The 18932-nt window shown below is 72.8% G+C and carries 16 protein-coding genes; 6 read left to right on the top strand and 10 right to left on the bottom strand.

The window, feature by feature from the left end; all coding sequences use genetic code 11:
• Positions 1-75 precede the first annotated feature (75 nt).
• Together IIE03_RS07855 and hemQ are read left to right on the top strand one after the other, a co-directional pair.
• Positions 76-1263 carry a ferrochelatase gene (locus IIE03_RS07855; RefSeq protein ID WP_192862191.1) on the top strand — a complete coding sequence of 396 codons (1188 nt, stop codon included), beginning with the start codon at positions 76-78 and terminating at the stop codon, positions 1261-1263.
• A complete protein-coding gene (hemQ, locus tag IIE03_RS07860; RefSeq protein WP_408632835.1) occupies positions 1260-2066 on the top strand; it encodes a hydrogen peroxide-dependent heme synthase in 807 nt (268 codons plus the stop codon). Before IIE03_RS07855 ends, hemQ begins: the two co-directional genes overlap by 4 nt.
• Positions 2067-2072: 6 nt before the next feature.
• Here hemQ and IIE03_RS07865 read toward each other — a convergent pair whose 3' ends face one another.
• The 3 genes from IIE03_RS07865 to IIE03_RS07875 form a co-directional block, all read right to left on the bottom strand.
• Positions 2073-3131 carry a class I SAM-dependent methyltransferase gene (locus IIE03_RS07865; protein ID WP_192862192.1) on the bottom strand — a complete coding sequence of 353 codons (1059 nt, stop codon included), beginning with the start codon at positions 3129-3131 and terminating at the stop codon, positions 2073-2075.
• Positions 3132-3213: 82 nt separating this feature from the next.
• A complete protein-coding gene (locus tag IIE03_RS07870) occupies positions 3214-4536 on the bottom strand; it encodes a Glu/Leu/Phe/Val family dehydrogenase (protein WP_408632836.1) in 1323 nt (440 codons plus the stop codon).
• 312 nt (positions 4537-4848) lie between these two features.
• The gene (locus tag IIE03_RS07875) at positions 4849-5466 is read right to left on the bottom strand and encodes a biotin transporter BioY (RefSeq protein WP_192862193.1); all 618 of its coding nucleotides are present in this window, start codon (positions 5464-5466) and stop codon (positions 4849-4851) included.
• Between the two features lie 247 nt (positions 5467-5713).
• On the opposite strand from IIE03_RS07875, the gene IIE03_RS07880 reads away from it, so the two are divergent.
• Positions 5714-6172, top strand: a complete 459-nt coding sequence (locus IIE03_RS07880; RefSeq protein WP_192862194.1) for a MaoC family dehydratase — start codon at positions 5714-5716, stop codon at positions 6170-6172.
• A 63-nt stretch (positions 6173-6235) separates the two neighbouring features.
• Here IIE03_RS07880 and IIE03_RS07885 read toward each other — a convergent pair whose 3' ends face one another.
• On the bottom strand, positions 6236-6994 hold the full coding sequence (locus tag IIE03_RS07885; RefSeq protein WP_192862195.1) for a helix-turn-helix domain-containing protein: 759 nt from the start codon (positions 6992-6994) through the stop codon (positions 6236-6238).
• 131 nt (positions 6995-7125) lie between these two features.
• Here IIE03_RS07885 and IIE03_RS07890 point away from each other — a divergent pair, with 131 nt between their 5' ends.
• Positions 7126-10761: a proline dehydrogenase family protein gene (locus tag IIE03_RS07890; RefSeq protein WP_192862196.1), complete on the top strand. Its 3636-nt coding sequence runs from the start codon at positions 7126-7128 to the stop codon at positions 10759-10761.
• A gap of 34 nt (positions 10762-10795) precedes the next feature.
• On the opposite strand, the gene IIE03_RS07895 is transcribed toward IIE03_RS07890, so the two are convergent.
• The 3 genes from IIE03_RS07895 to IIE03_RS07905 all read right to left on the bottom strand — a co-directional run bounded on the left by IIE03_RS07895 (position 10796) and on the right by IIE03_RS07905 (position 14156).
• Entirely contained in the window at positions 10796-11782 is a 987-nt protein-coding gene (locus IIE03_RS07895; protein ID WP_264158572.1) for a LacI family DNA-binding transcriptional regulator, read from the bottom strand.
• Positions 11783-11822: 40 nt separating this feature from the next.
• Positions 11823-13361 carry a GH1 family beta-glucosidase gene (locus IIE03_RS07900; RefSeq protein WP_192862197.1) on the bottom strand — a complete coding sequence of 513 codons (1539 nt, stop codon included), beginning with the start codon at positions 13359-13361 and terminating at the stop codon, positions 11823-11825.
• Between the two features lie 267 nt (positions 13362-13628).
• Positions 13629-14156 carry a DUF2505 domain-containing protein gene (locus tag IIE03_RS07905; RefSeq protein ID WP_192862198.1) on the bottom strand — a complete coding sequence of 176 codons (528 nt, stop codon included), beginning with the start codon at positions 14154-14156 and terminating at the stop codon, positions 13629-13631.
• 117 nt (positions 14157-14273) lie between these two features.
• Here IIE03_RS07905 and IIE03_RS07910 point away from each other — a divergent pair, with 117 nt between their 5' ends.
• Entirely contained in the window at positions 14274-15764 is a 1491-nt protein-coding gene (locus IIE03_RS07910) for a sensor histidine kinase (RefSeq protein ID WP_192862211.1), read from the top strand.
• Between the two features lie 111 nt (positions 15765-15875).
• Here the strand turns inward: IIE03_RS07910 and IIE03_RS07915 are convergent, their stop codons facing one another.
• A complete protein-coding gene (locus tag IIE03_RS07915; RefSeq protein WP_123813288.1) occupies positions 15876-16124 on the bottom strand; it encodes a WhiB family transcriptional regulator in 249 nt (82 codons plus the stop codon).
• Between the two features lie 379 nt (positions 16125-16503).
• On the opposite strand from IIE03_RS07915, the gene IIE03_RS07920 reads away from it, so the two are divergent.
• The gene (locus IIE03_RS07920) at positions 16504-16872 is read left to right on the top strand and encodes a hypothetical protein (protein WP_192862199.1); all 369 of its coding nucleotides are present in this window, start codon (positions 16504-16506) and stop codon (positions 16870-16872) included.
• 81 nt (positions 16873-16953) lie between these two features.
• Here IIE03_RS07920 and IIE03_RS07925 read toward each other — a convergent pair whose 3' ends face one another.
• On the bottom strand, positions 16954-18243 hold the full coding sequence (locus IIE03_RS07925; RefSeq protein ID WP_192862200.1) for an ABC transporter substrate-binding protein: 1290 nt from the start codon (positions 18241-18243) through the stop codon (positions 16954-16956).
• Between the two features lie 134 nt (positions 18244-18377).
• The coding region (locus tag IIE03_RS07930; protein WP_192862201.1) for a carbohydrate ABC transporter permease at positions 18378-18932 on the bottom strand (555 nt) is incomplete at its 5' end.

Below are 18932 nucleotides of genomic sequence, written 5' to 3' on the forward strand. Positions count from 1 at the left end.
CTGTCCCGTCGATGTCACGTCGCTGCACCACGCCGAAGCGCGATCGCGCGTCGTCGCCGGTGGGAGGATGGGCGCATGGCCCCTTCCCTCCAGCCCGCGGCCGCGGTGGAGCCCGCGGCGCAGCGCACCACGCCACCCGCCGTCGTCGCCCCCTACGACGCCCTCTTCCTGTACTCGTTCGGCGGCCCCGACAAGCCCGAGGACGTCGTCCCGTTCCTGCGGAACGTCACCGCCGGCAAGGGCATCCCCGACGAGCGGCTGGAGGAGGTCGGCGAGCACTACTACCAGTTCGGCGGCAAGAGCCCCATCAACGAGCAGAACCTCGCGCTCAAGGCCGCGCTCGAGGCCGAGCTCGAGCGGCGTGGCATCGACCTGCCGGTCGTGTGGGGCAACCGGAACTGGGCCCCCTACACCACCGATGCGATCGACGAGCTGGAGCGGCTCGGCGCGAAGCGCGCCGTCGCGCTCGTGACCTCCGCCTACAGCAGCTACTCCGGCTGCCGCCAGTACCGCGAGGACCTCGCGGTCACGCTGCGCGAGCGCGGCCAGCTCGGCCCCGACGGCTCCACCGGCGTGCAGTTCGACAAGATCCGCTCGTACTTCAACCACCCCGGCTTCGTGCAGGGCAACATCGACGCCGTGCTCGACGGGTACGCCGCGCTCGCCGACGCCGGGGGCACCGGGGAGCGAGCACGCCTCGTCTTCGTGACGCACTCGATCCCGGACACCATGGAGGCGGCGTCCGGCGTCGGCCACGCCACCTACTCCGAGCAGCACCTCAGCGTCGCCGGGCTTGTCGCGGCGGCCGTCTCCGAGCGGCTCGGGCACGACGTCGCCTGGGACCTCGCCTACTGCTCCCGCTCCGGCCCGCCGAGCCAGCCGTGGCTGGAGCCGGACGTCAACGACCACCTCGAGGCGCTCGCCGCCGACGGCGTCCAGGACGTCGTCATCTCGCCGATCGGCTTCGTCAGCGACCACATGGAGGTCGCCTACGACCTCGACACCGAGGCCCTCGCCACGGCGAAGGAACTCGGCATCACGGCCGTGCGCGCGGGAACCGTCGGCACGCGCGAGCCGTTCGTCCGCGGCCTGGTCGACCTCCTGCTGGAGCGCGCGGCGCTCGCCCGCGGCGAGGAGATCACCGAGGCCACGACGGGCGACCTGCCGGCGCTGCCGTCAGTGACCGGCCCGAACTCCTGCCTGCGGCGCCACGAGGAGCCCACCGGCATTCCCGCACTCTGCTCGGAGGACATGTACCAGTGAGCGACAGCATCCGCCCCGGCGGCACGACGCCGGAGCACCACCACATCCACGGCGACACGGGCCGGAAGGTCGACGCCGACGCCATCAACGCGACCATCCGCTACACCATGTTCTCGGTGTTCAGTCTCACCGAGACGCTCCCGGAGGACGAGGGCGACCGCAAAGCACTGACCGCCGAGGCCGAGGACGCCGCCTGGGGCGACGGCGGCACGACGACGGACGCGGGCCGGGACAGCGCCCGGGCCACCGGTGAGCTCGTGGTGCGCGGCTGGTACGACGTCGCCGGGCTCCGCTCCGACGCCGACCTCATGCTGTGGACGCACGGACCCTCGATCGAGGCCGTGCAGGGCGCCTACCAGCGGCTGCGCGCCACGACGCTCGGGCGGTCCCTGGAGCCGGTGTGGTCCGTGGCGGCGCTGCACCGGCCCGCCGAGTTCAACCGCGGGCACGTGCCGGCGTTCCTGGCGGGCGAGCAGCCGCGCGACTACCTGTGCGTGTACCCGTTCGTGCGGTCCTACGACTGGTACGTGCTGCCCGACGACGAACGCCGCACCATGCTCCGCGACCACGGCATCGCCGCCGCCGGGTACAAGGACGTGCGCGCCAACACGGTCTCCGCGTTCGCCCTGGGCGACTACGAGTGGATCCTCGCCTTCGAGGCCGACGAGCTGCACCGCATCGTCGACCTCATGCGCGACCTGCGCGCCACCGAGGCCCGCCGCCACGTGCGCGAGGAGACTCCGTTCTTCACCGGCCCCCGCACCACGCTGGAGGACTGGGCATCGCGCCAGCCCTTGAGCTGATCGCTTTCACCGCGGCGGCGGTCGGCGGGCTATGACCGCTGTCGCGCCGAGGTCGTCGTCGGAGACGATGCGGGGGGCCAGCCCGGAGTCCCGGGCCGCCGCCGCGGCCGACTCGGCCTGGTCGCGGCCCGTCTCGAAGAGGAGGGCTCCGCCCGGGCGGAGCCATCCGGGGGCGGCGGCGATCGCGCGGCGGAGGATGCCGAGGCCGTCGGCGCCGCCGTCGAGCGCGTGCCGGGGCTCGTGGTCGCGGGCCTCGCGGGGCATGAGCGCGATGGCCTCGCTCGGCACGTAGGGCGCGTTGCACAGCAGGATGTCCACCCGGCCCCGGAGCGAATCCGGCAGGGGACCGTCGAGATCGCCGTCGTGCACGACGGCGGCCAGCCGCCCGGCGCCGGAGCCCGGCCCGACGGCGGCCGGCCCGCCTGTCCCCGAGCCCGGTCCGACGACGGCGTCGGTCAGGTTCTTCCGCGCACACTCGGTGGCGGCGGGGTCGAGGTCGGAGGCGTGCAGCTCGACGTCGTACCCGTCGCCGATCAGGTCGAGTGCTACCGCCCCGCCGAGCGCCCCGCACCCGCAGCACACGTCGACGACGACGGCGCTCGCGGGCGTTGCGAGATCGGGCCCGGCACGTCCGGGGCGTGGCACCGGTTCGGTGGGCGGTACGGCAGGGGGCCAGGTGGGTACTGCGGCACCGGGTGCCGCCGCGGCCCGCCCGGCACCGGAGTGCGTGTGCAGGTGCGCCAGCGCCTCGGTGACCAGCAGCTCGGAGCGGCGCCGCGGGACGAAGACGCCCGGCGCGACCGCCCAACGCCTGCCCCACAGCTCCGCCCAGCCGAGCACCTGCTCCAGCGGTGCCCCGGCGATCCGGGCGGCGACCATCCGCTCGAGCTTCTCCGGATCGACCCGAGCACCGAGGGTGATCTCGCCGCCACTCGCCCCGCCGGCCGGCGCCGTCCCGTCGGGCGCCACGGCGGCGGCTGCCTCGGTCAGGAGCCGCGCCTCGTCCTCGGCGAACACACAGCCGGCCGCCCGCAACCGCTCGACAAGCTCGGGGTCCTCGTTCACCGACCGATCGTAGAGCCGCCGATCCCCGCCACCGAAACCCGCATTGCGGGTGGGTGACAGGAATCGGCGGACGCTCAGCGGGTCACGGGTAGAGGCCGCGGATCTGGTGGGCCTCGGCGACCTTCTGCACGCCGATCGTGATGGCGGCGTCCCGCAGCGAGAGGTCCTCCCGCCGCGCCAGCTCCGCCACGCCCCGGTATGCCTGGTGCATCCGGTGCTCGAGCTTCTCCGCGATCTCCTGCTCGGTCCACCAGTACGTCTGGTTCGCCTGCACCCACTCGAAGTAGGAGACGACGACGCCACCGGCATTCGCCAGCACGTCCGGCACCACGATCACGTCGTTCTTGGCGAGCAGGGCGTCGCCCGCCTCGGTGGTGGGGCCGTTCGCGCCCTCGACCACCCAGCGCGCCCGCACCGCGCCCGCGGTGTGCTCGTCGAGCACGCCCTCGATCGCGGCGGGGGCCAGCACGTCGACGTCCAGGGCGAGCAGCTCGGCGTTCGTGATCGGGTCGGCCTCGCCGAACCCGACCACCGAGCCCGTGCCGCGCACGTGCTCCATGAGGCGGGGGACGTCCAGGCCGGCGTCGTTCCGGACGCCGCCGTACTGGTCGCTCACGGCGACCACCTTCGCGCCACGCTCGGCGAAGATCTCGGCGGCGTGCCCGCCGACCTTGCCGAAGCCCTGGATCGCCACGGTCGTGCCCTCGAGCGGCACCCCGGCGTCGGCGAGAGCCGCGGCGGTGACATGCACCAGCCCGGCCGACGTCGCCGTGCCGCGGCCCAGCGAACCACCCACGGCCAGCGGCTTGCCGGTGACCACGGCCGGGATCGTGTAGCCCTTGGCAACCGAGTACGTGTCCATGACCCAGGCCATCGTCTGGGCGTCGGTGCCCATGTCGGGGGCCATGATGTCGTTGTCCGGGCCGATCATCGGCATGATCTCGGACGTGTAGCGGCGGGTCACCCGCTCCAGCTCGCCGATGGAGTAGCCGCGCGGATCGATGGCCACGCCGCCCTTGGCGCCGCCGTACGGCAGGTTCACCACGCCGCACTTCCAGGTCATCCACATGGCGAGGGCGCGGACCTCGTCGATCTCGACCCTCGGGTGGTACCGCAGGCCGCCCTTGCCCGGCCCGAGGCTGACGTTGTGCTGCACGCGGAACCCGTGCAGCACCTCGGTGGTGCCGTCGTCGCGGCGCAGGGGCACGGCGACGTGCATCTCGCGGCGCGGCATGCGCAGCATCGTGTGCAGGCCGTCGTCGTAGCCGAGGATGTCGACCGCCGCGGCGAGCTGGGCGTGCGCGGTGTCCAGTGCCGAGCCGGTGGCCGGAGGGGCCACCTCCGCCGGCGTGGTGGGAGCGACCGGGGCGGCCTCGGCGGCCTCGGTGGCTGACGTCGTTGTCACATGGTCCTCCGGGGAGAACGGGCGCCGATGCCCTTGTGGGGCCGATGGCGCGGGATCGTCAGAGCGCGGGTTCTGCGCCCTGTCTTCAATCTATCCCTCATCGGGCCGGACAGGCAGGATGAATGCCCGATCGAATCGTGACGATACGGCAAACATCCCGCCCGGCGTTGTGACCGGCCGGTGAGGGAGGGGACCCGGGCCGGGTCGAGCGGACGGGCCGTCCCGACGGGCGACGGGTCGATCCGGCGGACGACGACGGCCCGGGTGCACCTCTCCTCCGAGAGGTACCCCCGGACCGCCGTCGTACACGGGTCAGTCCCGGGCGAGCCGCCACGCGCCGGGCAGCAGGACGCCCGCGAGGGCGGCCTTGATCGCGTCGCCGATCAGGAACACGCCGGCGCCCGCCACGAAGGCCTCACCCGGGGCCATCCCGGCGACGACGGCCAGCCACGGCACGCCGATCGCGTAGATCACCGCGGAGCCGGCCGCGAACGCGAGCACCGTGCCGAGCACACCGCGGTCCATCCCGCGCCGGGCCAGCGCGCCGACGACGGCGCCCGCCACGACGAAGCCGACCAGGTAGCCGCCGGACGCGCCGAAGAGCACCTCGGCCCCGGCCCCGCCTCCGGCGTAGACCGGCAGGCCGACCAGGCCCACGCCGACGTACAGCACCTGGGCGGCGGTGCCACGGAACGGGCCGAGTGCGGCGGCGCCGAGCAGCACCGCGAACGTCTGCCCGGTGATCGGGACGGGCAGGCCGGGGACCGGGATGCGGATCTGTGCGGCGAGCGCGGTGAGGGCCGCCACGGCGACCACGAGCGTGACGTCCCGGGCGATCGCGCGGGCACGGCTCGACTCGGCGGGGATCAGGTCCGCGAGGACGCGGCGCGGGTTCGTGCGGGGCACGAGAGGGAAGGCAAGGCTTGTCATGAACACGACAGTACGAGGCGGCGAGGTACGGCGTCGTGGGGATCAGATGCCCGTGAAAGCGCAGTCAACTTGTGGGAAACCCACAAGGCGGCCGCCAACCGCCGAGCCGCGGGCCGCGCGTCGCCACCGCTGTCACCCGGCCGCCGGCCACGGCCTTCTGGCCGGTGGCAACGCCACCACCGACCGGAGCGGTGCGGTCCGGCGTGCAGACCTCGGGTTCGGCCGCGTTCTGAGAGGATCAGCGGTGATGCGCACCACGTACGGAGAGCTGGACGGCCTGGTCGGGACCACGCTCGGGCCCGGCGACTGGGTCGACGTGACCCAGGAGCGGATCGACCGCTTCGCCGAGGCGACCGAGGACCCGCAGTGGATCCACGTCGACGCCGAGCGCGCGGCCGCGGGCCCGTTCGGCGGGACGGTGGCACACGGGTACCTGACGCTGTCGCTCCTGCCGCGCCTGATGCGCGGGCTCCTCGTGGTGGACGGTGTCGCCATGGTGGTCAACGCCGGCTCCGACCGTGTGCGCTTCGTCGCCCCGGTCCGCTCGGGGAAGCGGGTGCGCGCCACCGCCGTCGTCGCCGCGGTCACGCCCGGCAAGCGAGGCACCCGCGTCGAGAGCGACGTCACGGTCGAGATCGAGGGCGAGCCGAAGCCCGCTCTGGTGGCCCGCACCCTGGCCCTCCACGTCCCGGCCGCCCCGTCCTGACCGCAGACCTGGCCGCCGACCCCAGGCATCCGACCCGGCCGCCGGCCAGCGGGCGCGCGGCCGTCAGGCGCTGCGGCGGCGGAAGGCCGCCGGGGTCTCGCCCGTCACGCGGGCGAACGTGCGCGTGAAGGAGGCCTGGTCGGAGAACCCGGCCGCGGTCGCGACCTGCGCCAGCGGCACCGTCGTCGACGTGAGCAGATGCGTCGCGCGGTCCACCCGCAGCCGCAGCACGAGCTGCCGTGGCGAGAGCCCGAACACCCTGCGGACCCGGCGGTCCAGCGCGCCGGGACCATACCCGGAGAGCTCGACCAGGTCACCGACGGACGGCACCTCGCCCAGGTCCAGGCGCGCCTCGACCTCGTGGCGCAGCTGGGCCATGTCGCGGATCATCGCGTCGTCGGCGTCCCCGGAGCGCAGGTCCTGCGAGACCGACACCAGCCCCACGAAGGCACCCGCGGCGTCCTGCACGGGCAGCTTGGCGGTGAGGAACCAGCCCGGCGCGCCCCCGACGTGGCGGATCAGCTCGAGTTCGCCGCGCAGCGGCCGGCCCGTCACCCGCACCTGCTCGTCCTGGTCCTCGTACCGCTCGGCCAGGTCGGACACGAAGAGGTCCGGAGCCCGCCGCCCGACGACATCGCGCCGCGACCGCTCCCGGGTCCGTGCCACGAAGACCTCGTTGACCAGCACGTACCGCCCGCCGGCGTCCTTCGCGCAGAACATCACACCCGTCAGCTCGTCCATCAGCGACACCATCGCGGGACTGAGGGCATCGAGCAGTGCCTTCGCCTCGGGCCAGGACGCCTCGGTCGCGGAGATGCTCATCGCCCCATCATCCCGCTCCCTCCCGCGTCCCGGCATCGCCGCACGGCCGGGACCAGCGTTGACCGGAATTCCTTCCCGGAACGAGGGAATCCGCCAATACGCTCCCTCCGCACAGGGTGCACCCTGGAGGGATGAAGAGTTCTGCCCAGCATCCCCGCGCAGTCTCGGTGCACGACGACGTGCCGGCCGGCGCCACGAGCGCCGCCGTCTCCGCCGAGTCCTTGGCCGACGACGCCGTCGCCCTCGCCCGCCGCTGGATCCGCGCGAGCGAGCAACGCGCCGCCCACCCGTCTGCAGCCGACCGCGCCGCCGCGCGCGCCTCCGCATCCCTCAGCGCCCTGGTCTCCGACCCCGCCGGTCTCGAGCTCGCGATGAGCTTCGTGGACGACGTCGCCCGCCCCCAGGACTCGCGCGTCGCCGCCAAGGCCCTGGCCCGGCTCGGCGGCCAGGCCGGATCCGCGACCTTCCTCGGCCCGGTCGACAAGCTGCTGTTCCGCGCCGGGGCGCTGGCCGCGCCCGTCGCGCCCGCCGTCGTCGTCCCCGCGGCGCGGGTCCGGCTCAAGCAGCTCGTCGGCCACCTCGTGGCCGACGCCGGCCCCGGGCTCACCGCCCATCTGTCGCGTACCCGGGCCCAGGGCTACACCCTCAACGTCAACCTGCTCGGCGAGGCCGTGCTCGGCGAGGCGGAGGCCGCCGCGCGGCTCGAGCGCACGATCAGGCTCGTCGAGCGGCCCGACGTCGACTACGTGTCCGTCAAGGTGTCCAGCGTCGCGGCGCAGCTCGTGACCTGGGACCTGCCCGGCTCCCGCGACCGCGTCGTCGAGTCCCTCCTGCCGCTGTACCGCGCGGCGCGCGAGCACGGCGTCTTCGTGAACCTCGACATGGAGGAGTACCGCGACCTCGCGCTGACCACCGAGGTGTTCAAGGCGGTGCTCGACCGCGACGAGTTCCGCGACCTCGAGGCCGGCATCGTCCTGCAGGCCTACCTGCCCGACGCGCTGGGCGCGCTCGACGACCTCACCGCGTTCGCGCAGAAGCGCGTCGACGCGGGCGGTGCCCGGATCAAGGTGCGCCTCGTCAAGGGCGCGAACCTGTCCATGGAGCGCGTCGAGGCCGCCCTGCACGACTGGCCGCAGGCCCCGTACGCCACCAAGCCGGACGTCGACGCCAACTACGTGCGCCTCCTGGACCACGCGCTGCGGCCGGAGCGCACCGCCGCCGTCCGCATCGGCGCCGCGTCGCACAACCTCTACCACGTGGCGCTCGCCGTGCTGCTGGCCCGCGGCCGCGGCGTCGCCGACGCGCTCGACATCGAGATGCTGCAGGGCATGGCGCCGGCCGAGTCCGCGGCCGTGCGGGACGAGATCACGCCCGACGGCGGCCGCGTCGTGCTCTACACGCCGGTGGTGCGGGACGAGGACTTCGACGTCGCGATCTCCTACCTCGTGCGCCGCCTCGAGGAGAACGCGGCGAAGGAGAACTTCGTCTACGCCATGTTCGCCGAGTCGCACGAGGGCGGCTCCGCGGCCGACCCGATGCAGCTGCAGGAGGCCGCGTTCCGCGCGTCCGTCGCGCACGGCGTGCACTACGAGCCGTCCGACGTCGCGCCCCGGCGCGTGCCACGCGACGCCCGCCCCGACGCCGCCCCGGCGGAGTCCGGCACGCCGGCCTCCGGTGCGCCCGGCTCCGGTGGCTCCGCCGCCCCGGCGGACTCCCTCCCGGCCGACAACTCCCCGGCCGACAACTCGGCCGGCTTCCGCAACGCCGTGGACACCGACCCCGCCGTCGCCGCCTCGCGCGACTGGGCCGCGTACGCGATCAGCGACCGCTCGGGGTTCGTCCCGGCCATCGCCGAGCCGCTCGCGACCACCGAGCAGGTGGACGACATCGTCGCCACCGCCGGCCGGGCCACCGCCGCCTGGTCCCGCGTCGCCCCGGCCGACCGGGCGCGCGTGCTGCGTGCGGCTGCCCGCCACCTGGAGGCCGCGCGCACCGACCTGGTCGTCGCCGCCGTGCACGAGGCCGGCAAGACCGTGGCCGAGGTGGACCCCGAGATCACCGAGGCGATCGACTTCGCCAACTACTACGCGGTGAGCGCGGAGCGCCTCGACCCGGCGCTCGGCGCGTATCCCGGCGCGGAGTTCCACGCGGGCGGCGTCACCCTTATCACCCCGCCCTGGAACTTCCCCGTCGCGATCCCGATCGGCGGCGTGCTCGCAGCGCTGGCCGCCGGTTCCGCCGTGATCGCCAAGCCCGCGCCGCCCACGCCGCGCTGCTACGAGCTGGCGGTCGAGGCGGTGCACGCCGCACTCGACGAGGTTGCCCCGGAGATCGGGCTCGACCCGGCCGTCGCGCGCGACGTCGTGCAGTACGTCCGCGTGCCCGACGGGGACCTCGGCCGGCGCCTCGTGACGCACGACGGCGTGGCCCGCGTGGTGCTGACCGGTGCGATCGAGACCGCCGAGATGTTCGCCTCGTGGCGGCCGGACCTCCAGATCATGGCGGAGACCAGCGGCAAGAACGCGTTGGTCGTCACGCCGTCGTCGGACCTCGACCTCGCGGTCGCCGACGTGGTGCGGTCGGCGTTCGGGCACGCCGGGCAGAAGTGTTCCGCGGCGTCGCTGGCGATCCTCGTGGGATCCGTGGGCGACCCGAGGAGCGTCACCGGGGAGAGGTTCCGGCGCCAGCTCGTCGACGCGGTACAGTCGCTCGCCGTCGGCCCGCCGACGTCGCTGTCCACGGTGATGGGCCCGCTCACGGAGCCCGCGCAGGGCAAGCTGCTGCGCGCGCTGACGACGCTGGAGCCCGGCGAGTCCTGGCTGGTGCGGCCGCGCCGCCTGGACGCCGCGGCCCGCGAGGCGGGCCTGGCGCACGGCCGCCTGTGGACGCCGGGCGTGCGCGACGGCGTCCGGCCGGGGTCGTTCTTCCACCTGACCGAGGTGTTCGGACCGGTGCTCGGCATCATGACCGCCCGCACGCTGGACGAAGCGATCGAGCTGCAGAACGCGGTCTCCTTCGGCCTCACCGGCGGCCTGCACTCCCTCGACGAGGCGGAGATCGAGCGCTGGCTCGACCGCGTCGAGGTGGGCAACGCCTACGTGAACCGGCACATCACCGGCGCGATCGTGCAACGGCAGTCGTTCGGTGGCTGGAAGGCGTCGTCGGTCGGCCCGGGCGCCAAGGCCGGCGGCCCGAACTACGTGGCCCAGCTGGGCCGGTGGTCCGACGCCGCCGACGTCCCCTCGCGTGACGACGACCCGGACGGCTGGCTCGCCGCGGCCGTGGCCGACGACGAGCGCTGGTGGGCCCGCGAGTTCGGCGTGGAGCACGACCCGACGGGGCTCGAGGCGGAGTCGAACGTGTTCCGCTACCGGCCGGTGCCGGGACTGACGGTGCGCGTGGGCGACGGCGCGCGGGAGATCGAGGTGAGGCGCGTGCTCGCGGCGGCGGAGCGGGCCGGGGTGCCGGTCGACGTCTCGCGGATGGTCCCCGACGACGGCGCCGCGCCGGCCGGCACGCCCCGGACCGCCGTCGGGCACCTGACGCACGACGAGTTCGCCGAGGCGGTCGCGGACGGCCTGGTCATCGGGCGGATCCGCGTGATCGGCGAGGCCCCCGGCCTGCGCGAGACGGCCGCGAGCCGCCTGGCGACGGTCACGGTCCTGGACGGCCCGGTCCTGGCGAGCGGCCGCCGCGAGCTCCTGACGATGCTCCGCGAGCAGGCGATCAGCCGCACGATGCACCGCTACGGCCACGTCCGCCGCTGAGTGCGACGGCCCGGCCAGGCCCGCCCTGGCCGGGCTAGGCGGACGCGCCCTCGACGAGTTCGACCTCGAAGACCTGGGGCTCCGGGGAGACGTCCTCGCCGGCCAGCAGCGCCAGGAGCGTGCTCGTGGCGGCATTGACCATCTCGACCGCGGGGTTGCGCAGGGTGGTCAGGCGTGGCGTCGTGGAGGCCGCGACGCCCAGGTCGTCGAAGCCGACCACCGCCACGTCGCCGGGCACCGAGAGGCCCCGGGCCGCGAGCGCGCGCAGCGCGCCCTCCGCCATGAGGTCCGACGCGGCGAAGATCGCGTCCACGTCCGGGTGCTCGTCCAGCAGGCGCTGCGTGGCCTCGGTCCCGCCGGCGATCGTGAAGTCGCCCTCGACCACGGCGTCGTCCGGCAGCCCGGCGGCGCGCATCTCGGCGCGCCAGCCCGACAGCCGGTCCACGCCCGAGGTCATGTCGAGCGGTCCGGTGATGGTCGCGATGCGCCGGCAGCCGCGTTCGAGCAGCCGCCGGGTGGCCAGGCGGCCACCGTCCACGTTGTCGACGTCGACCCAGCGCAGCCCGTCGTCCTCGAACGGCCGGCCCACGAACACCGCGGGCAGCGGTCCGCCGGCCAGCTCCGGCTCCAGTCGGTCGCCCCGGTGGTGCGAGGTGACGATGACGCCGTCGACGTGCCCGCTGCCCAGGTAGCGGGCCATGTGGCCGGGGCGCTCGCCGGGCCGCGCCAGCAGCAGGACGAGCTGCAGGTCCGTCCCGGCCAGCCCGGCGGAGACGCCCCGCAGCGTGGCGGCGAGGAACGGGTCGGTGAAGATGCGCTCGTCCGGTTCCGGCATGACGAGCGCGATCGAGTCGGTGCGCCGCGTCACCAGGGAGCGGGCGGCACGGTTGGGCGAGTATCCGAGCCGGGCGACGGCGTCGTCGACGGCGGCCTGCGCCTCCGGGGAGACGCGCAGGCCGCCGTTGATCGCGCGGGACGCGGTGGACCGAGAGACTCCGGCTGCGCGCGCGACGTCGTCCAACGTCGGTGGTCCGTCGGGCGTCAGCGCGCACCCCCTCGATTCAGTGTGTCGGCAGCTCCGGCAGGAAGCCACCCGTTGCGACCTGACCGTACCAGCGTCCCGAGGCCTTGACGACGCGTTCCTGGGTCTCGTAGTCCACGCGGACCAGACCGAACCGCTTGCCGTAACCCCAGGCCCACTCGTAGTTGTCGAGCAGCGACCAGCCGAAGTAGCCGCGCACGTCGGCTCCCTCGTCGATGGCGTCCTTGATGGCGCGTAGGTGGCCGTCGATGAACGCGATGCGGTCGCGGTCCTCGACGTAGCCGTCGGCGTCCGGGACGTCCTCGTAGGCGCAGCCGTTCTCCGTGACGTACAGGGCGATGCCACGGGGGCCCGTGTAGTCCTCCTGCAGCCGCAGCAGGAGCCGGGTCAGCCCCTCGGGCTGGACCTCCCAGTTCTGGTCCGTGAGCGGCAGGCCGCGGGGGTGTACGTACGCGCCGTCCCCGCCGGGGAAGGGGGACGACGTCGCCCGGCTGAGCGGGGCGTTGCCGGCGAGCGGTGCCTCGGCGGGGACCGCCGAGACGGCGTTGCCGTGGTAGTAGTTCACGCCGAGCGTGTCGATCGGCGTCGAGATGATCTCCAGGTCGCCGTCCTGGACGCGGTCGGCAAGGCCGTACGGCTCGACGTCGGCCAGGACGTCCTCCGGGTAGGCGCCGCGCAGGATCGGGTCCGCGAAGATGCGGTTGAAGGCACCGTCGAGCCGGCGGGCGGCCTCGACGTCGGCGGGGTTCTCCGGGTCCAGCGGGTCCTCCAGCTCGAAGTTCAGCGTGATCCCGAGGTTCGCCTCCGGCGCACGCTCGCGCAGCGCCTCCACGGCGAGGCCGTGGCCGAGCATGAGGTGGTGCGCCGCGGCCAGGCCGTCCTCGCGGGACTGCCGGCCGGGAGCGTGCTGGCCGCCCGTGTAGCCGAGGAACGCGGCGCACCACGGCTCGTTGAGCGTGGTCCACACGCCGACCCGGTCGCCGAGGCGCTCGTGCGTGGCGACGGCGTAGTCGCGGAAGCGGTAGGCGGTGTCGCGGGCCGGCCAGCCGCCGTCGTCCTCGATGCCCTGCGGCAGGTCCCAGTGGTAGAGCGTGAGCCACGGCAGGATCCCGGCGGCGAGCAACTCGTCCACGAGGCGGTCGTAGTAGTCCAGGCCCGCGGGGTTGAAGGTGCGGCCGCCGGGCTGGATGCGGGCCCAGGAGGTGGAGAACCGGTAGGCCTTGATGCCGAGCTCCCGCATGAGGGCGACGTCCTGCGGGTACCGGTGGTACTGGTCACAGGCGACCTCGCCGTCCTCCTGGTTCAGGACGGCGCCCGGGATACGCGCGAACACGTCCCAGATCGAGTCCTCCCGCCCGTCGGTGCGGGCCGCGCCCTCGACCTGGTAGGCGGCGGTGGCGGCGCCCCAGAGGAAGCCCTGCGGGAAGTCCACGCGCCCGGTCCCGTTCGCGCCGCGCGCCGGCCGGGGCGCGGTCGGGGTGTACGGGAGCGCGGTTCCCGGCGCGGCCAGGGTGCCTCCGCCCGCAGGTCCGGTCGCTGCTGCGATCTCGACGTCCATCGTGTTCCCTTCGACGTGGGCGGGCGCGGCCGTGCGACCGGGGGTCGGCCGGCAGCGCCCGGAAATAGGTGTGGTAGCGCTCCCATGCCCGAACGATCGTTGCCCGATCCCCGTGTCGTGTCAAGCCGGGGCGTCGTGCGGTGCACGGCGCACGGTCCGTGGAGTCTCCGTCACGGCCGCGCGACGCGTCGAGCGACGTGAAACGGTTAAGAGACAGCGCGGGGTATCACCGGCGCGCGTGGAAAGCTCCTGCCCAGGAGAGGAACGTCACGCCGGGCGCTCGCCGGCGAGCCAGGCGCGGCCCGCCTCGGCCTCGGCCTCGAGCGCGGTCCGGACGGCCTTGGCGGCCGCCTCCTCGACCACAGCGCCGAACAGCGGGACCGTCGACCGGACGTCGCCCTCGTAGGTGAGGCGCGTGCTGCCGCCGGCCAAGGGCTGGAGCCGGCCCGTTCCGGTGATGCGCACCGGCGCGCCGAGGATCTCCACCGACAGGGTGCCCAGGCGCCGCCCGTCCGCCGCCGCTTCCCAGGCCTCCGCCTGGCGGATCTCCAGGGCGCCGCCCACGAACGAGCGGGCCTGCGCCGGGATCTGATCGGTGGCGAGTGTCCGGCGCACCACCACGGTGAACCCGTGGTCCACGGAGCCGGTGACGTCGGCCTGCTCGACCGTGCCGCCCCCCGGCAGACCGGCACGGACGGTACGCTCCGACCGCCAGCGGACGAACTGGACATCGGCGAACATCGCCGAGACGTCGTCAAGGCTGGCGGGGTACGTCAGGTCGACCGTCAGGTGCACGTGCTCTCCTCGAGGTCGGTCACGCCGGTGATCAGAACTGTAACGTGTCGGGGTTGCCCGCCGGTTCCCGGCGTCCGGCGTCGGGCCGCGATCTTCTACGCTTGAGCCGTGTCCGCGATGAGTGACCTGATCCTCGAGCACGCCGAGCTGGAGCCGGCCGACGTCGAGTGGCTGCACCTTCTCGTCGGTGACTGGCAGGTGATCTCGGACCTCGCCTTCGCCGACCTGGTGCTCTGGCTGCCGACCACGGACGGCGGATTCGTCGCTCTCGCCCAGTGCCGGCCGTCGACGGGATCGACCGTGCACTACGACGACATCGTCGGATCGTTCGCGCCCGAGGGGCAGCGCCCGCAACTCCTCCGCGCCATCGAGGAGACGCGGGCCCAGCGCGCCCGGGAGCCCCGCTGGTTCGGCGCCTACGCCGTGCGCGAGGAGGCCGTACCGGTGGTGCACAAGGGGCGCGCCATCGCCGTCGTCTCCCGGCAGACGAACCTGGGTTCGGGCCGCACGCCGTCCCGCCTCGAGCTGAACTACGTCGAGGCGGCCGACGACCTCGTCGCCATGGTCGCGCGCGGGGAGTTCCCGCTGCCCAACGCAGCGACCGGACCGCGGCGGGGCGCGCCGCGCGTCGGCGACGGCCTGATCCGGCTGAACTCCGAGGGCGAGGTGCTGTACGCGAGCCCGAACGCGCTCTCGTGCTTCCACCGGCTCGGTGTGATCGGGCCGTTGGGCGGGCAGTCGCTCGTCGAGGTCGTGGCCCGGGTCATCGAGAAGCAGGCGAACCCCGTGGACGAGTCGCTGCCCCTGGTGATGATGGGCCGGGCGCCGTGGCGCACGGACGTCGAGGCGCGGGGTGTCGCGCTCTCGTTGCGTGCCATGCCGCTCACCGACCACGGACACCGCATCGGCGCCGTGCTGCTGTGCCGGGACGTGTCGGAGCTGCGGCGGCGGGAGCGCGAACTGATCACCAAGGACGCGACGATCCGCGAGATCCACCACCGCGTGAAGAACAACCTGCAGACCGTCGCGGCGCTGCTCCGCCTCCAGGCCCGGCGCATGGACGTGCCCGAGGCGCGCGCGGCCCTGGAGGAGGCGATGCGCCGCGTCGCGACCATCGCGCTGGTGCACGAGTCGCTCTCGCAGACGCTCGACGAGCAGGTGGAGCTCGACGACATGGTGGGCCGCGCCCTGCGTCTCACGGCCGACGTGGCCTCGGCGCAGACCACCGTCCGGACCGTGCGGAACGGGTCCTTCGGGCTGGTGCCGGCACAGGACGCGACGCCGCTCGCGCTGATCCTCACGGAGCTCGTGACGAACGCGGTGGAACACGGGTTCCCGGGGCGCACCTCGGGCACGGTCGAGGTGAACGTGGAGCGCAACGGCAGCGACATGCGCGTGATCGTGTCCGACGACGGCGTCGGGCTGCCGTCCGGCGACGACGGCGCCGCGGGCGGGGCAGGGCCCGGCAGCGGCCTGGGTACGCAGATCGTGCGGACGCTCGTGATGAACGAGCTCGGGGGGACGATCGAATGGTCCGCGCGGGAAGGCGGCGGTACCGAGGTGGAACTCCGGCTGGCGCTGCGCGACGGCGGTGGGCGGGCGTCGTGAACGCCGAAGCGCCCGGGACGGTGGGGGAGTCCCGGGCGCTTCGGTGGTGAAGCCGCTTCTGTGACGAAGCGTCGGTGGTGAAACGGGGGGTGCGTGACCGGTGGGTGGTCCTCAGCCGGCGCGGCGGGCGCGGGCGGTGCGGCGCTTGAGCGCGCGGCGCTCGTCCTCGCTCATGCCGCCCCAGACACCGGAGTCCTGCCCGGAGTCGATCGCCCACTTGAGGCACGTGTCGACGACGTCGCATCGCCGGCACACGGCCTTGGCCTCCTCGATCTGCAGCAAGGCAGGTCCGGTGTTGCCGATGGGGAAGAACAGCTCGGGGTCCTCTTCGAGGCACGCTGCACGGTGGCGCCAGTCCATGTCGGATACTCCTTGTGGTGGAACGTACCTGCCGTCCGGGTGCCGGGCCGTGATGGCCCATGCCGTCGTCGTGCGTTCTGGGGGCGCCGACCGGCCGGGCATGCACTGCGTCCGTAGGCGGCGGCTGTGCAACGTTTTCGGCCGCAGTACGCCGAGGGCGCTCGAACTGCAGGTGTGTTCGGGGGGTTGGGCTTGCTGGTACTAGGTTCACATCTCGTGAAGCCTCGCACAAGGGGTTGCAGCAAATTTTCCCCGTCGCAGCAGGTGAGGTTTCCGTCACATTATTGTGAATCTGCACTTCACCGCTATCTTGTCTGTCAACATCACACCCGAAAGCGATACTGTGAGCAGATCTTTGCCATTGCTACGTTCACTTCTGGTGCTCCTCGTGGTAGAGGCCGTCGGCGTCGGCGCATTCGCGCTGGCGATCCTGGGGGAGCTGGTGCTCCGTGGGTCCGAGGCCCCCGAGGTGGCCGTCTTCCTCGTCCTGGTCCTGGGTGGCGCCGCGTGGGCCCTGGTGGCCGCCGGGCGGGCGCTGCTGCGCGGGAGCCGGGTCGCCCGAGGCTTCGCCGTCACGTGGCAGCTGTTCCAGATCCTCGCGGGATTGGCGGGGGCGCTGGGCGGTGGGCCGCTCTGGGCGGCGATCGGAGGCTGGACGGTCGTCCTGCTCGCCGTCGCCGTAGTGGTGCTGCTCATGTTGCCGCCGGTAATAGAAGCAACGACTAGGACGTCCGTCCATGATGATTGACGCATTAGTGAGAGGCGGTGCACGAGAACGCCGAGGTGGCCGGCCGCCGGACCCGCCACCTCGGCGCACTGCTGTGCGGCGTCAGCCCGCGGTGGCAGCCAGATCGGACTGGAACCTCGCCACGTCCTGATGGCCGCTGGGTCCGGCGAAGGCGCGAGTCGCCTCGGAGATCGCGTTGAGTTGCGCGACCGGGACGGCGGCGCCGTGTGCCAGGGAGGACACGATCGTGTCCTCCTCGAACGACTTGATCGCCATTCGCTGGTACTCGGTGAATTCGTCGCGGTCGACGTCGGTGCGGGCCGGGATCGAGCCCTTGATCTTGTTGAACGCGACCTGCCCCTCCTTCGAGCTGATCGTTTGCAGCCACGCCTCCGTGCTCTCCGGGTCCAGGATGCCGGCGGTCATCGTGAAGGAGTCGGCGAGGAAGTCGAACGACCCGGCCGTGCCGGGAGAGGGGACGGCCACGTAGCCCTGGCCGAGGGTCATCTCCGCCTCGTCGAAGGCGCTGACCGCCCAGTCGCCCATGATGTTGAACGCGGCCTCGCCGTCGATGACCATCTTGGTGGCATCGGGCCAGTCGATATCCTCCCGGTTGCTGTTCGTGAACGACATCAGCGTCTTGAAGTTCTCGAGCGCGGCGGTGACCTCCGCGCTTGTCCAGTCCGTGCTTCCGTTCCAGAGGCCGTTGTACGCCTGCGGGCCGAGCGTGCCCAGGAGGACCGTCTCGAGCAGGTGCACCTGCGTCCACGTGGTCCCGACCGAGAGGGGCGTGACGCCGGCCTGGTCGAGCTTCTCGAGGTCCGTGATGAACGCGTCGATGCTCTCGTACCTGGCGGAGGGGTCGATCCCGTTGTCCTCCAGGACGGTGGGGTTCGCCCACATGACGTTCGCGCGGTGGATGTTGGACGGGACCGAGTAGATCTTGCCGTCGTCGGTGGACAGCCGCTCGATGAGGTCCTTCGGGAACGCCTCGGTCAGGCCGTACTTCTCATACAGGTCCGACACGTCCAGGACGTAGCCGTCCTTGATGTAGTCCTCGAGCTCCGCACCGGCGTGCACGAGGAACGTGTCCGGCGGGTCCTGGTTCTCCAGGCGCGACTGGAGGTGGTCCTTGGCCGCGGAACCACCGCCACCCGTGACGCCGTCGTTGACGAACTCGATGTCGGGGTGCTGCTTCTCGAACACCTCCGCCAGGGCGTCGAGGCCCGTCTTCTCGACCCCTGCGGCCCACCAGGTGTAGACACCGACGTCGGTATGGGTTCTGAGGGAAGGGCCGGCTTCCCCTGCTGATGTGCCGCCGCAGGCGGCAAGCGTCATGACGAACGCGACAGCTGTCGCCCCCGCCGCGGTCGTCCTCCGAGTCACTCGCATCTCGTGGTCCTGAACTTCCTTCGTCGTTGGAGGGCCGGGCAAGAACTGCCCGGACTCCGGCTGGGGGTGTGGCACCCGCTGCCCGGCTGGGTGGTGGTGCCCAGGAGCATAGCGAACGGGCTGAGTCGTGAGATTCAGCCTTTGACGGAGCCGGACATGAGGCCGCCGACGAAGTACTTGCCGAGGATGATGTAGACCAGCAGGGTGGGCAGGGAGGCCAGGAGGGCGCCGGCCATGGAGACGCCGTAGTTCTGCAGCAGGGCGCCGTTGGCAAGGTTGTTGAGGGCGATGGTGACGGGGCCGTTCTGGCTGGAGGAGAAGAACACGGCGAACAGGAAGTCGTTCCACGCGTTGGTGAACTGCCAGATGAGGACGACGGTGAAGCTGGGGACGGAGATGGGGAGCAGCACGTTCCAGTAGGTGCGCAGCATGCCGGCGCCGTCGACCCGGGCCGCCTCGATGAGCTCGGCGGGAACGGTCGAGTAGTAGTTGCGGAAGATCAGCGTGGTGATGGGGATGCCGTAGATGACGTGCAGGAGGATCAGGGTGGGGATGCCGGTGGGGATGCCGATGCCCAGGACGAGCTGGTTCAGGGGGATCATGACGGCTTGGTAGGGGATGAACATCCCGAACAGGATGAGGGTGAAGACGATGTCGGCGCCCTTGAAGCGCCAGCGGGCCAGCACGAA

The organism is Myceligenerans pegani, assembly GCF_014892515.1.
GTDB lineage: Bacteria > Actinomycetota > Actinomycetes > Actinomycetales > Cellulomonadaceae > Myceligenerans > Myceligenerans pegani.

What these genes read in the sequence shown, in the direction of transcription:
- IIE03_RS07855 (WP_192862191.1), top strand. Translation starts at nt 76, where the DNA reads ATGGCCCCTTCCCTCCAGCCCGCGGCCGCGGTGGAGCCCGCGGCGCAG.
- IIE03_RS07875 (WP_192862193.1), bottom strand. Translation starts at nt 5,466, where the DNA reads ATGACAAGCCTTGCCTTCCCTCTCGTGCCCCGCACGAACCCGCGCCGC.
- IIE03_RS07880 (WP_192862194.1), top strand. Translation starts at nt 5,714, where the DNA reads ATGCGCACCACGTACGGAGAGCTGGACGGCCTGGTCGGGACCACGCTC.
- IIE03_RS07885 (WP_192862195.1), bottom strand. Translation starts at nt 6,994, where the DNA reads ATGAGCATCTCCGCGACCGAGGCGTCCTGGCCCGAGGCGAAGGCACTG.
- IIE03_RS07890 (WP_192862196.1), top strand. Translation starts at nt 7,126, where the DNA reads ATGAAGAGTTCTGCCCAGCATCCCCGCGCAGTCTCGGTGCACGACGAC.
- IIE03_RS07900 (WP_192862197.1), bottom strand. Translation starts at nt 13,361, where the DNA reads ATGGACGTCGAGATCGCAGCAGCGACCGGACCTGCGGGCGGAGGCACC.
- IIE03_RS07910 (WP_192862211.1), top strand. Translation starts at nt 14,274, where the DNA reads ATGAGTGACCTGATCCTCGAGCACGCCGAGCTGGAGCCGGCCGACGTC.
- IIE03_RS07915 (WP_123813288.1), bottom strand. Translation starts at nt 16,124, where the DNA reads ATGGACTGGCGCCACCGTGCAGCGTGCCTCGAAGAGGACCCCGAGCTG.
- IIE03_RS07925 (WP_192862200.1), bottom strand. Translation starts at nt 18,243, where the DNA reads ATGCGAGTGACTCGGAGGACGACCGCGGCGGGGGCGACAGCTGTCGCG.